The organism is Enterobacter sp. 04-C-12-SI-ECC, assembly GCF_047530715.1.
Classification (GTDB): Bacteria; Pseudomonadota; Gammaproteobacteria; order Enterobacterales; family Enterobacteriaceae; genus Enterobacter; species Enterobacter bugandensis.
In genome coordinates this window covers 23672-37550 of the sequence record NZ_JBLKDI010000023.1, presented here as the reverse complement: position 1 = coordinate 37550, position 13879 = coordinate 23672, and the positions used below count along the sequence as shown (strand labels likewise).

Here is a 13879-nt window from a genome sequence, read left to right as displayed (position 1 = left end):
TTTGTATCAGGACGAATATTATGGCGAAAATGGCCGATGTCACCGAGGCTGAATTAGTGTATGCGCTCATGACGACGGGTGAGCTGTTCGGGGTGAAAATACCGGCACCGTTACCGGGCAGGCATAATGCCAAAACGCGTAGCTTTGATTACAAAGAAGCACTGGATTTTGCTGAAGAAGTGAAAATCGCCCGAGACAGTAAAAGGCAGATCTGAAAACGTAATAAATCCATCCCTTAATCAAGTGATACCTCAATCCATTCCTTATATTTATAGCAGCACTGCCCGGATGACTTAGCGTTTTCCTTCAACATTGATAGCGCAATATAAATGACTTCAGCGTACAAGCAATCATTAATACTCCGGGCATACTCAAGTTTTTTACCCAGATAATAACTAAGCGAAACATGATCAATATTAATCCCCTGCAAGGATAATTGCGTGGCGGCATCGCCAATGAGTATTGATGCTTGCTTTTCAGGATAGACATTATTCATGAATTTTAGCCCTGCACTTTGGAAATATTCGACAGGTAGAGTTCAGGGGGCTTATGCCCCCTTGTTTACAAAAACACCTCAGAATGTATTAACGTGTTTACCAATCACAGCTACTTAAGCCCGTATTTTTAAACGTTTTTGATTCCGTCTTTCCTCTGATACCGTCCTTATTAACTGGCGTCACATAAAGCGTGACTTCCCCCCAATAGCCTAAAGTAACGCTTTTTATGTTGGAAACGACGGTGCTTCCCCACTTCCACTGAAATATCGTGTTGCCTTCAGATGCACCGCCATTAGCGTTGTAGGTGTAGGTTGCCGTTATTCTGTTACAGGCTCCGGTACTGCCGCTGTAACCCAGGTTTGTAACGAAAGGCGCAGGCTTAGATCTTATGGTAACAGCTCCACTAAAGGCCTGAGTGCCAGATAACGGCTGCCCTGAACCTTTAGGCGTCACGGCCACCCGCACGTCATAGCCCGCATAGCTGTCCGGCAGCGTGAACGTTTTTGCCGTTCCGCCTGCGACATTCCTCCACGTCTGGCCATCCTTCCACTGCCACTGGAAGCTGGAGACGTCCGTACCGGCCCCGTTTGCCGTGAAGGTATATTCCGCCCTCAGGGTCTGCCCCACCTCCGGCGTGCCGGAGATCCTTAGCCCCGTCACAGACGGCATACCATACACCGCTACCGCCGGGCTGTTCTTTACCGCACCGGTCAGCGACGGCTGGCTGCTGCCCTTCGGCGTTACCATTACCCGCACGTTGTAACCCGCATAGCTGTCCGGCAGCGTAAACGTGCTTGCCGTGCCGCCTGCGGCATTCTTCCATGCTGCACCATCCTGCCACTGCCACTGGAAGCTGGAGATGTCCGTACCGGCCCCGTTTGCCGTGAAGGTGTATTCCGCCCTCAGGGTCTGCCCCACCTTCGGCGTGCCGGAGATCCTCAGGCCCGTTACCGACGGCGCGTCATAGGCTGCCATCGTCGGACTATCCTGTACCACACCGGTCAGCGACGGCTGGCTGCTGCCTTTCGGCGTTACCACCACCCGCACGCTGTAGCCCGCATAGCTGTCTGGAAGCGTAAACGTTCTTGCCGTGCCGCCTGCAGCATTCTTCCATGTTGCACCATCCTGCCATTGCCACTGGAAGCTGGAGGCGTCCGTCCCGGACCCGTTTGCCGTGAAGGTGTATTCCGCACTCAGGGTCTGCCCCACCTTCGGCGTGCCGAAGATATGCAGATTGGTTATTGACGGCGCACCATAGGCATCCACCGCCGGGCTGTGCTGTGTATCGCCCTGCAGTTGAGGCTGGCTGCTGCCCTCCGGAATTACCGTCACTTTAATGCTGTAACCCGCATCCTCGGCCCGGAGGGTGTATTCCCGCCCCGTGGCCCCCTCGATCGGCATCCAACTGGTTCTCTCATATCTCCCCCAGATAAAGGTGGATTTATCCGTCCCGGACCCGTTTGACGTGAAGGTGTATTCTGCACTCAGGGTCTGCCCCACCTTCGGCGTGCCGGAGATGTGCAGATTGGTTACCGACGGCGCCCCATAAGCGTCTACTGACGGGCTGCTCTGTACCGCTCCGGCCAGTGCTGGCTGGCTGCTGCCCGTCGGCGTCACCACTGCCTTAATGCTGTAACCCGCGTCTCCCGCCTGAAGAGTGTATTCCCGGCCGTTAGCCCCCTCGATCGGCATCCAGCTGGTTTTCTCATATCTCGCCCAGATATAGGTTGAAGCATCCGTACCGGTTCCGTTCGCTTTGAAGGTATATTCCGCCCTCAATGTCTGCCCCACCTCCGGCGTGCCGGAAATGTGCAGATCTGCCACCGATGGCGCACCGTAAACATCTAATGCCGGGCTGTGCTGCACCGCCCCGACCAGCGACGGCTGACTGCTGCCCTCCGGTATTATCGTTACTTTAATGCTGTAACCCGCGTCTCCCGCCTGGAGGGTGTATTCCCGGCCGTTGGCCCCCTCGATCGGCATCCAGCTGGTTTTCTCATACCTCGCCCAGATATAGGTTGAAGCATCCGCACCGGTTCCGTTCGCCTTGAAGGTGTATTCCGCCCTCAGGGTCTGTCCTACCTCCGGCGTGCCGGATGTACGCACGTCCTCCACCGCTGGCGTGCCGTAAGCCGTCACCGCCTGGCTCTCCTGTAACGTTCCGGTCAGCGACGGGTGACTGCTGCCCTTCGGCGTCACCACCACCCGCACGCTGTAGCCCGCATAGCTGTCCGGCAGCGTGAACGTGCGTGCCGTATTGCCAGCGGCTGCCGCATTCTTCCATGTCTCTCCGTCCTTCCACTGCCACTGGTAGGTGGACGCATCCGCACCGCTCCCGTTTGACGAGAAGGTGTATTCCGCCCTCAGGGTCTGCCCCACCCTCGGCGTGCCGGAGATGTGCAGATTGGTTACCGACGGCGCCCCATAAGCGTCTACCGACGGGCTGCTCTGTACCGCTCCGGCCAGTGCTGGCTGGCTGCTGCCCGTCGGCGTCACCACCGCCTTAATGCTGTAACCCGCATCTCCGGCCTGGAGGGTATATTCCCGGCCGGTGGCTCCTTCGATCGGCATCCAGCTGGTTCTCTCATACCTCGCCCAGATATAGGTTGAGGCATCGGCACCGCTTCCGTTCGCCGTGAAGGTATATTCCGCCCTCAATGTCTGCCCCACCTCCGGCGTGCCGGAAATGTGCAGATCTGCCACCGATGGCGCACCGTAAACATCTAATGCCGGGCTGTGCTGCACCGCCCCGACCAGCGACGGCTGACTGCTGCCCTCCGGTATTATCGTTACTTTAATGCTGTAACCCGCGTCTCCCGCCTGGAGGGTGTATTCCCGGCCGTTGGCCCCCTCGATCGGCATCCAGCTGGTTTTCTCATACCTCGCCCAGATATAGGTTGAAGCATCCGCACCGGTTCCGTTCGCCTTGAAGGTGTATTCCGCCCTCAGGGTCTGTCCTACCTCCGGCGTGCCGGATGTACGCACGTCCTCCACCGCTGGCGTGCCGTAAGCCGTCACCGCCTGGCTCTCCTGTAACGTTCCGGTCAGCGACGGGTGACTGCTGCCCTTCGGCGTCACCACCACCCGCACGCTGTAGCCCGCATAGCTGTCCGGCAGCGTGAACGTGCGTGCCGTATTGCCAGCGGCTGCCGCATTCTTCCATGTCTCTCCGTCCTTCCACTGCCACTGGTAGGTGGACGCATCCGCACCGCTCCCGTTTGCCGAGAAGGTGTATTCCGCACTCAGGGTCTGCCCCACCTTCGGCGTGCCGGAGATATGCAGGTCTGTCACCAACGGCGCGCCGTAAATCTCCACGCCGGATTCGCCTTTTTTGCCGTTGACCGTGGCGCTCACCGTGATGGTTCCACCGGTATTTTTCGTGGTGACGGTCATTGTCCCCACGCCTCCGGTTCCGGTGATGGTGCTGGTCTCCCCCCGGGCCACCAGCTCCGGTTTGTCGATATCCCAGACAATCGCCTCGCCCACTACCGCACGGCCAAAGCGGTCCTTCACCGTGGCGGTGTAGGTAATGGTGTTCAGCCCGTTAGCTTCCACGCTGGCCGCACTGGCAGTGACCGTCACGGCTGACGCTTTCCCGGTGACCGGCTCCGTTTTTGATGACGCCTTATAGCCCTCATTTTTGGCCGCGTTGGTGGCGGTTACCGCGACAAACAGCGTTGCCCCTGTGTCCTGCTCTGTCGGGTGATAACTGTCCGACGTGGCGCCGTCGATCGCGCCACCGTCACGGTGCCACTGGTAGCTCAGCTTCACCTCACCGCCGCCGTTCTGTTCCACGTCCACCTTCTCAACGCTTACCGTGTCACCCACCTTCAGCCCGGCGGTTTGGTTCAGCGTGATGCTTTTGATCGTCGGAATCCCCTGCAGCGCCACGCCGGACTCGCCCTTCTTGCCGTTGACCGTGGCGCTCACCGTGATGTTTCCGCCGGTATTTTTCGCGGTGACGATCATCGTTCCCGTGCCTTCTGTACCGGTGACGGCGCTGGCCTCTCCCCGGCTCACCAGCTCCGGCTTGTCGATGTCCCAGACAATCGCCTCGCCCACCACCGCACGGCCGAAGCGATCCTTCGCCGCGGCGGTATAGGTAATGGTGTTGAGCCCGTTCGCATCCACGCTGTCCGCGCTGGCGGTTACCGTAACATCTGACGCCTTCCCGACCACCGGCTCCGTTTTCAACGACGCCTTATCGCCTTCATTTTTGGCATCGTTGGTCGCGGTCACCACCACAAAGAGAGTCGCCCCCGTATCCTGCTCCGTCAGGTGATAACTGTCTGACGTGGCGGCATCGATCGCGCCACCGTCACGGTGCCACTGGTAGCTCAGCGTCACCTCGCCGCCGCCGTTCTGCTCCACGTCCACCTTTTCCACGCTTACCGTATCGCCCACCTTCAGCCCGGCGGTTTTGTTCAGCGTGATGCTGCGGATAATCGGGTAACCGTTGAGCGTCAGTTGCGTCGCTTGTTTTTTGCCGCCAATATCGACCTCTATTTGCGCATTGCCCCCCGCGGATGCGGTCGTAAACGTGGCCGTCGCCTTGCCTTCTGCATCGGTTTTTTCGATCGCGTTGCTCAGCGCGCCAAACTGCTGCGTGATTAACGACCACGTTACGGGTGCGTCCGGTACGCTATTGTTGTGCTCATCCAGCGCGATGGCGGTCAGCGTCGAAGTGCTGCTCCCATTGGCATTCAGCGTATCAGGGGTACCTTTAAGCTCAACATGATTCACCTTCCCGACAGTCACATTGACGATCTTCTGCTCATCACCGGCGGAGACTTTCACCTGCGTTGGCGCTTTTTCAGGTACTACGACGGTTGCACTGGCAATACCGTGCTCATCGCTGTCTCCGGTAGGCGCTTCCCGGAACTGACTCCCTTCTATCCGCCAGGTGATGGCCTGCTTACGGCTGATAACCGCGTTATCAAACCGGTCATACAGCTGCGCGCTAACGGCTTTATCCTCACTGCCTGCGACCACGTTTTCCGGGACGTCCAGCACCACTTTTGCCACCGGCCCTGGCTCAAGGCTTACGGGCGCTGACGGGCTACTCACGGTATCTACCGTGGCGTTCACCACCCACTTCTCTGCTGCTTTTTGCGGCGCGATAAGTGCGATGGATGCTCTTCCCTCGCTATCCGTTTTGCCGCTCAGGGTTTCACCGTTACTGCTCCACGTGACGTTCTTCTCAACCGTCAGAGGCTTACCATCCTGATCGGTAACTTCAATAGTGAACGTCTTTTCCGTGGCAACTTCTGCGCGCTCGGGAGAGGCCACGAAGCGGATGGCAAGCGGGTGGGCAAAATCGACCACCAGCGCCATCTTCTCCTGCTGAACATTGTTATCACTGGCGGTGCTCTGGGTCTGGATCCCGCCTGGCGGGATCAGCGAGGCCGTAATTTCATCTTCACCATCCGCCATGATGTTTTCTATTTTTACCAGCGCCTGACCGTGCTCATCGGTGCGTACGCTGTTTTGCGACAACGAGCCAAGCGAGTTCCTGCTCTGCCAGTACACCATCTGATCGGTCAGAGGGGAGCCCTGACCGTCTTTCACCTCGGCTAACACCAGCAACGCACCGTGACTCTCTTCGAAGAACTTCACGCTGCCGTCACGGCGGATCTCACCGGGTGAAAGCAGATGATCGATACGCAGGGTGGTTATCGTTGCGCTCCCGGTAATTTTCGCCGTTCCGCTCTCCCCTGGTATCCCTTTTTTGTTGAACGGTGTGACTTCAAAGACCACGCTTCGGGCCATATCACGCGTTTGCACCTCATACGTGGCACTGCCTTCCTTGAGCAGTTCGCCTGAATCTGCGTCATACCACCGCAGCCGGGTTTTCTCAGGATCTTCATCCTCCCCTTCATTGCTTTTATAGAGATAACTCCCCTCCAGGATCTGGCCCGGGGACATGTCCCCCTTAATGGCAACGCCCTCGACGGAAGGGGCAAAATCGCCCGGCGTCACGGTCAGGTGATAGCTGGCGGAACTTAATACGTGCTCCGGATCGACAGGTGACGTTTCCGTCGCTGTGATGGTGACATCGCCCCGATGCGTTGGGTTCACCAGACCGCTGCCCGGCTCCACGGTCGCGATCGCCGTGCTGGAGGAGGTGTAGCGAATGACGCCCCCCTGCCCACCTTTCACCGCGTGCAGCAAAGGCACGCCAGCCTGCGTGGTTTTTTCCGTCGGGCTGAAATAGAGACGTCTGTCTTTTTCTTCCTGCTTATAGGCGAGAACGATATTGTTATTACGGGTAACGAACTCCGTGCGGGACTGCATGAGCGAGGGCAAAGCCGCCGCATTTTCACTTGCCAGCATTTCGGAAAGTTTTCGGCCAAACTCCCAGTGGAAATTCAGACCCACAGAGAAGTTATCCCGCTGCCCGCTAATCATGCTCTGCTCCGCGCTGACCCCTACCAGCGGCACAGGTTGCCACTTAAGCCCGAGGTTAAGCCCGTGAGGGTTGTGGCTGGCCTCGCTGCGGCTGCCGTTAACGTCCACTTTGTCGCCATACCACTGGAACCAGCCCAATTTAAGCGCGACGTGCTGTGAAAGGGCCGTCTCCAGATTGAGATCCCAGCCGCGGGCGGCACGTTCATACAGTTCATAGCGGTCGGGATCGTCATTAAACATGCTGTCGTCAGAATGACGCCAGCCGCTCAGAGGCAGGTAGTAGTTCGCGGACGCACGGATCCCATCGCTCCACAGCTCGGCGCCTGCCCCCATTCGGTTATGGTGGCGCGTGACATCCTGATCGAAAAAGAGGTTTCCACCCGCCATTAGATGAGGGTTAAAGGTATGCCGCCAGCCCAGGCCAACGTTAAGGATATCGCGCTCGTTCCAGCGGTGTGCGCTCATCTGAGTGAACAGAATGTCGTGTTGCCAGATTTTAACCGGCCACAGATAGTCCAGCCCGAAATCGCGGCTATCGCTCCCGCCAATACCGACGTCTGCCGTAACGCGGGCTTTCCCGCCGATATTGTTTAACCACGCTTCCACTTCCTGGGTTAACGCGGCATTCACCTCGCTATTTGCCGCACCGCGCAGGGCATCACCCGCGCCGTTTTGTTGGGCGCTTCCCCACATGCCGGCCATTTTATCCCGCAGGGGCTGATTGCTTTCGCTTTCAATGGTTGCGTGAGTTTCAGTTTGCGCCCGCGCGACGGGGGGAACCGTGAGCAAAAAGATGGAAAATAAATAATGTAAAAGGATTATCCACACGGATAATTTTTGACGTAAAGAACAGTACGAAACGCTGGGCATTGTGACGCATCCCTAATTAATTAAACTCCCTGGTTAGCGATATTAAGATCCAGATAATTCCTAAACTCCATACAGTAATCAGGAGATGATCATGAGATTTTCCGTCCCTCATTAAATTCAATACTTAGGCATTGATGTTTAACAACTCTTTCAGCCTGCTTCATAAATTTCTCAGCCCAACTTCAGCCGTATATTTTCCGGAGCAGGTAATTCTTAACATGGAACAGACACCTCGCAATTTTATTGCTGACCGTCTTCTTATGCAGGTTTTCCCCTAATGGCAGGATGATCCCAGCAATACTCTGGATGTCATTTAATAAGGAAGATCGTTGACATGAATAAAACTGGACTGGCCCTGCTTATTTGTGCACTATTGAGTGCCCCCGCTTTTGCGCAAAATTCCGTCACGCACGAGCAGGCCTGGGAAGGCACTTCGTATCTCTCCGTTATCGTGAAATTAAAACCCGGTACAACGCTTAATAAGTCTTCACCCTTTTCATTACGCGACAGTACCTTCGCCGTGAGTCCGTTATTTACGGCAAATCATTTGCGCAGCAGTGAATTAAGCGAGATGGATGCGCTTAATGAACGCTATGGCTTTAACCGTTATTTACGTATAGCTCTGCCAGCCGATAAGCAACATGACGCGGCGTATATCAATGACGTAATTAATGAACTGACGACGCGACAGGATATTGAGCTGGCTTACCCGGAATCCATGCCGGTATCGCTGGAAAAGGGTGTCAACGTTCCCGACGTGCCACCCTATTCCGGACTGAGCTATGCCCTGAATAGTACCAGCCAGACCACGGTCCCGGATTTTCGTAGATTGCAGGATTACACCAAATCACCAGATGAAAAACGGCCCGGCTACTACATGGGTGGGGTAAATCGCGACAGCGTGAATCAGTATACAGGGCACGATGGTAGCGGCATTTCGCTGGTTTCAATGGAAAACAATGCGTGGAATACCAGCCATGTGAATTTGCCGCCGATCGAGTTCCATGAAGGGGATAAGCGCTATACGCCTGGCGAAGATCATGACACCAGCTCCGTCGGGATTATGGCGGCGAAAGATATCAATGCGGGCATTAAAGGCCTGACGTGGAACGCCCGCATGGGGTACGTCAAATGGCAGGCCAATAATCTCTACAATATGATCCCCAGACTTAAGGCGGGAGACGTGGTGCAAATTGGAATGCAGACTGGCGGAGGAGATGTAACGGGTTGTACTTCTTCCTGCTATGTTCCGCAGGAAAACGCCCCGGCCTACTACGACGTGATTAAAGCCCTGACGGATAAAGGCGTGCACGTTATCCAGGCGGCAGGCAATGGCAATATCAACCTCGATCACGCTGGGTTTAATGGAAAATTTGACGTTAAAAAGCGCGACTCGGGGGCGATCATTGCGGGCGCGTTTTGCGCAGATAATGGCAAAAAAGCCTCTTTCAGTACCTATGGCTCACGCGTGACCAGCGCCAGCTGGGGCTGCTGGGATGTGGTTACTACGGGTTATGGTGGTTTGCATAGCATAAAAAATGCGGAATACACCTCAAGTTTCTCCGGCACCTCATCCGCGAACCCGATCATCGCAGGCGTGGTCGCCAGCCTGTCTGCGATTGCAAAAGCCCACAATATTACCGTCACGCCTCAACAGATGCGCGCCATCCTGCAGGAAACGGGCAAGCCTTTAGCGTCAGGGGACTCAGCGAAAGTAGGTACTCACCCGAACATGGCGAAAGCCGTGGCCAAAATTCTTGAACTGAAAGAGGAAGATCAGGATGAGGTCAAAGCCGTGCCCGGAGAAAGCTTTACCGTTACCGGCACGACCGATGCCTCCCGGGCGTATCAGTTAGACGGGAGCGCCAGCAAGAATGCCGTCTCCTGGAAATGGACCATCGACAAAGACAGTGCGGGCAAATTCTGGCTACAGGAGAAACATGCCGGCGTCTGGGTACGTGAAGTGTCAGGGCCAACCGCCCGGGCACTCATTCCCGCCAATACAGACGGAGAAGCGACCTACTGGTTAACCGTCACGGGTAAAGACGGAAGCGTGAGCGCTGAGAAGATCACCGTAACGGTGAAAAAACCACAGTTACCTGATATTCCTGATGACAGCGCAGAAGCGTATAACCCGCGGATTGCCTACCCGGTGAAATGTACCCGCGTATCGCATAACGGCAAAATCTGGCTGAACCAGTGGTATGTCAATCCAGGACAAGAGGAGCCGGGACGCGGCGGTGAGTGGGGAGCATGGCGAGCGTCGGATGCAGCCAATAATAGCTGTCCTTTAATATCCGTTTGGTTAAGATGATATTAAAGCCTGGTTGCAAGCCAGGCTTTATTTTATTACCGCTTCATTCCGCATTATCGTAAAAAAGACATTATTTTAAACTGGACTGGCTCAGATTTAAATAAAACAGTAAGTGATTGATAATAGCATGACCGGCCGCTCTTCTCTGCCGAAACTCCCCGACTCTTAATGGCTCAGAGAAGTCTCTTATTCAAGCCAGTTGTCTCCTCCCGGTACTATTTGTCCCTGTTATCACACGGTAATAACGCCTTTTTTACCTGCGCCGCAGGTGAGATTTACCTTTGGTTATTATTTAGTCATTAATAAGGGAACTTATGAAATTAACAGGATCTGCTTTTGTCCTTGCCTCGTTACTGGCAGGGGCGGGCGTCAGCGTTTCAGCCAACGCCGCCACGACCTCGCCAGCAGCAAACTGCGAACAGGGTCACCAAAACTGCATGAAAGAACTTGGCTCACTGGAACGCGCCGTCAACGGTGAGAAAGTGAAGGTCGTTGAAGGGCAAACGATTCGTGCGCGCTTCTTTAACAACGGAACCGAACTGCCAAATCTGGAAACACGCGTCACCATTCTTGCTGGCGAAGAGGCCCACTGGTCCTACGCCCTCGCTCAGGCTATCAACCAGCAGCACCCCGAACTGCGTGCCGGTTTCAAGCACAGCAACGGCGAGATTACACCTGATGAGTCAGAGCCAAATAAGGTGTATGCCAAACAGAACAACCCCCTCAGTCACGTAGAAGTGTCCTTCAATTAATTCAGGGAAGATTATTTTGAAACTACTCAAGATGAATAATATTACGTCAGCGTTAGCCGTGGCATTGATTGGTATGTATTCCACGGGCGCACTGGCGCACGGCTATCTTTTTGAACCAAAATCCCGTTCGGTGATTCATTTCCCGCCGATGAATGATAAGGGTGAACACAGTAACGTCTGGCCTGCTGACGCCGTGGAAGCACCGAAGCTCCCGGCAGGCAACGATATGAGCCCAACCCCGATCGCTAACGAACAGCTGTTCCAGTTCCCGCCGGATGGAAAACTGGCAAGCGGTGGTTCAACGGCAACTCCCGCCTTCAGCAAGCTTGATGACGAAAAGCAGAATACCTACAACAACCCGATGTCTGCGGGTCCGCACCAGTTTAAATGGCATTTACCGGCTAAGCACCGCACCACCTATTTTACCTACTACATCACTAAGCCGGACTGGCAGTCAGTTCCGGGAGCGGATACGCGCCTGACCAGAGCGATGTTTGAAGATACGCCTTTCTGCCACAAGGTGTATACCTACGCGCCAGGCAACCCATCAGCCGATATTTCGATCCCGACAGGCTTCGAAACCCACACCTGCAACGTACCGGAGCGTGAAGGTAAGCAGAAAATTTATGCCGTGTGGCGCGTGCGTGATACCGATAACGCATTTTATCAGATGGTCGACGTTGATTTCGGCGGTGAAGTCATTAGCAAACCGGTGGCCAGCGTCACGCCTTCCAGCCATAACCTGTCAACCAGCGCGCTGTCGCTGGACGGTAGCGCCTCTACCGGGAAAGAGCTGAAATATCACTGGGCCGTCACCAGCAATGCCGACAAGGTCATTCTGGAAAACAGCACCAGCGCGAAAGCCAGCATTCGCCTGAAGGCTAAACCTGATAGCGATTTTACCGTTAATGTGAAGCTGACCGTCACTAACGATAAAAACGAGATTGATTCAAAAACCGTCACCCTGAATGCCAAAGCGGACGCAGGTGACACGGCACCGGTGGCGAAGCCGGGCAAAGACTTCACCGTGACCAGCAACAGCAGTTCCCGTGGTTATGACCTTAACGGTTCCGCAAGCGTGAATGCTGAAGAATATCAATGGACTATCGACTCTGGCCATGACATTGGTGCGTTGCAGGTCGCCGATGGCGGTGAATGGGTTTCAACCGTCAAAGCAGCGAAAGCCCGTGCGCTGATTAAACCCGGCAAAATCGGTGTAGTGACCTATCGCCTGACGGTTAAGGCCAAAAATGGCAAAACCAGCACCGACACTATCAAGGTGACCGTGAAGGAAGCGCAGCAGGCTTCAGATGTGCAGATCAATACGGGCAACAACCAGGACACCATCGTTGGCAGTGACATTATTGCTGCCGCCGTCGTGTCCAAAAACAACGATTCCTTAAAGGGGTCAAAAGTTGAATGGTCCGCACTGAATCACGCCGATAAGATTCAGATCTCGTCACCAAATAACTTCAGCACCAACCTCATGGGTAAACATCCGTATACCGATAATGTGGACGTGACGCTGCAGGTGAAAGTGACGGCGCCTGATACCGGTAAAGTCTCCACGGCAACGAAGGTGATCAAGCTGCGCCCGGCGCAAACCGATGTAAAAGCCTGGGATCACAGCAAGACTTACAAGACACCTTGTGAAAAAGTGAGCTATGAGGGCAACATCTGGCTGAACAGCTGGGAAACCCGAGGCGTTAAGCCTGGTTCCGATGGTGAGTGGGGCGTCTGGAAAAAAGAAGGTGCCGCCAACATGCCTAAAGAGTGCAAATAATACTGTGAGTTAACTCTGGCCGGGTCTTAACTGACCCGCGCCAGACATTATTATTCCCCGCCTACACTTTCGTTATCATTTTTGCGCCGGAAATCGCCCCTTCGTTCCGGCGCTTTTTTATCGGTATAAGATCACCCATCCTATTGCGGCAATAATCGGATACGGGCCGAAAGGAAACGGTTGACCGGGCTTGATCCGCAACAGAATCAGCGCCGCGATCAGCGCCAGCAGGGTCGAGGCAACAAAAACATCCAGCAGCGCCAGCGGGCCAAGCCACGCCCCGATCGCCGCCAGCAGTTTCATATCCCCCATCCCCATCCCTTCATGTCCGCGCAACAAACGGAACAGCAAAGAGAGGGTCCAGGGCACGCCAAATCCCAGCAGAGCGGCGATTAGTGCCTGCGTTGGCTCCACCCGGCTATAGCCGCTGACGGCAAACGCCAGCGACATCGCCAGCAGCGGGAGCGTCAGACGGTCGGGCAGGAGCATGGTGCGCAGGTCGATAAACAGCAGCGGCAGCAAAAACGTCACCGCCAGCAGGTCGAACAGGCTCTGCGGCGTGACGCCCTGCTGCCAGATAATCACCCCGTACAGCAGCGCCATAAGCCCTTCAACCAGCGGATAGCGCCACGATATCGCCTGACCACAGCTGGCGCAGCGCCCGCGCAGCAGCAGCCAGCCCATCAGAGGAACATTGTGGCGAAATTTAATGGGGTGTTTACAGCGTGGGCAGTGGGAAGCAGGCCACGATAAAGAGAGTGCTTCACCGTGGAGAATCAAGGGGAGCCGATAAATGATGACATTGCAAAAACTGCCGATAATGGCACCCAGAAAAACGCTAAAAACGAGTATTACACTCTCAACCATGGTTCCACACTCTAAGGGACATGCAATCTCCGATAATAGCAGAGACTACTCGTTATATTTAGGCAGCCTGTTTGCACGTAAAGTACAAAAGTCTCCGCGCAAGTTCGCCCATTCATTATTCAGATGCGTTTTTGCATACTGTGCCGCTTCTTTCCACAATAATGCCGCGATATGCCACTCCTTTCCCTGTTCATGTTCTGCCGCTCGTGAAGAAAGTGAAAACCACAGGGTAGCAGGGTCGCGTTTGTCGCTTTGCCAGTCCATCGTTAAGCCCTTTAGAAAAAATCCCAGCGTATCAATAGCGACGATAAAATAATTGAGCTTAAAATGATAAATACCTGAATAACGCTGAATGCCTCAGTGGGAGAACAACGCTGATTACCAATAT

8 protein-coding genes are annotated in these 13879 nt (G+C 55.0%); 4 read left to right on the top strand and 4 right to left on the bottom strand.

The genetic code is table 11. The features are described from left to right. Positions 1-20: 20 nt before the first annotated feature. Positions 21-215: a hypothetical protein gene (locus ACMWL8_RS21835; protein WP_045259773.1), complete on the top strand. Its 195-nt coding sequence runs from the start codon at positions 21-23 to the stop codon at positions 213-215. Between the two features lie 20 nt (positions 216-235). On the opposite strand, the gene ACMWL8_RS21830 is transcribed toward ACMWL8_RS21835, so the two are convergent. After that, positions 236-496 (bottom strand): hypothetical protein, encoded by a 261-nt coding sequence (locus ACMWL8_RS21830; protein WP_045259772.1) that lies wholly within the window; start codon positions 494-496, stop codon positions 236-238. Positions 497-593: 97 nt separating this feature from the next. Continuing rightward, the gene (locus ACMWL8_RS21825; protein ID WP_246893713.1) at positions 594-7607 is read right to left on the bottom strand and encodes an inverse autotransporter beta domain-containing protein; all 7014 of its coding nucleotides are present in this window, start codon (positions 7605-7607) and stop codon (positions 594-596) included. Positions 7608-8109: 502 nt separating this feature from the next. Between ACMWL8_RS21825 and ACMWL8_RS21820 the strand changes: the two genes are divergently transcribed. The 3 genes from ACMWL8_RS21820 to ACMWL8_RS21810 all read left to right on the top strand — a co-directional run bounded on the left by ACMWL8_RS21820 (position 8110) and on the right by ACMWL8_RS21810 (position 12624). Beyond that, complete coding sequence (locus ACMWL8_RS21820; RefSeq protein ID WP_045261195.1) at positions 8110-10089, top strand: S8 family serine peptidase; 1980 nt, start codon at positions 8110-8112, stop codon at positions 10087-10089. Between the two features lie 314 nt (positions 10090-10403). Next, positions 10404-10841, top strand: a complete 438-nt coding sequence (locus tag ACMWL8_RS21815) for a hypothetical protein (protein ID WP_045261194.1) — start codon at positions 10404-10406, stop codon at positions 10839-10841. A 16-nt stretch (positions 10842-10857) separates the two neighbouring features. Beyond that, positions 10858-12624 (top strand): lytic polysaccharide monooxygenase, encoded by a 1767-nt coding sequence (locus ACMWL8_RS21810; RefSeq protein WP_131678085.1) that lies wholly within the window; start codon positions 10858-10860, stop codon positions 12622-12624. 117 nt (positions 12625-12741) lie between these two features. Here the strand turns inward: ACMWL8_RS21810 and ACMWL8_RS21805 are convergent, their stop codons facing one another. After that, positions 12742-13491, bottom strand: a complete 750-nt coding sequence (locus tag ACMWL8_RS21805) for a prepilin peptidase (protein ID WP_045261192.1) — start codon at positions 13489-13491, stop codon at positions 12742-12744. 45 nt (positions 13492-13536) lie between these two features. Then, positions 13537-13755, bottom strand: coding sequence for an ANR family transcriptional regulator (locus ACMWL8_RS21800; RefSeq protein WP_120266880.1), 219 nt, complete (start codon positions 13753-13755; stop codon positions 13537-13539). Between the last annotated feature and the right edge of the window lie 124 nt (positions 13756-13879).

Bases quoted from the DNA above. Each gene is read 5' to 3' on its own strand.
- ACMWL8_RS21835 (WP_045259773.1), top strand. From the start codon at position 21: ATGGCGAAAATGGCCGATGTCACCGAGGCTGAATTAGTGTATGCGCTC.
- ACMWL8_RS21830 (WP_045259772.1), bottom strand. From the start codon at position 496: ATGAATAATGTCTATCCTGAAAAGCAAGCATCAATACTCATTGGCGAT.
- ACMWL8_RS21825 (WP_246893713.1), bottom strand. From the start codon at position 7,607: ATGGCCGGCATGTGGGGAAGCGCCCAACAAAACGGCGCGGGTGATGCC.
- ACMWL8_RS21820 (WP_045261195.1), top strand. From the start codon at position 8,110: ATGAATAAAACTGGACTGGCCCTGCTTATTTGTGCACTATTGAGTGCC.
- ACMWL8_RS21815 (WP_045261194.1), top strand. From the start codon at position 10,404: ATGAAATTAACAGGATCTGCTTTTGTCCTTGCCTCGTTACTGGCAGGG.
- ACMWL8_RS21805 (WP_045261192.1), bottom strand. From the start codon at position 13,491: ATGGTTGAGAGTGTAATACTCGTTTTTAGCGTTTTTCTGGGTGCCATT.
- ACMWL8_RS21800 (WP_120266880.1), bottom strand. From the start codon at position 13,755: ATGGACTGGCAAAGCGACAAACGCGACCCTGCTACCCTGTGGTTTTCA.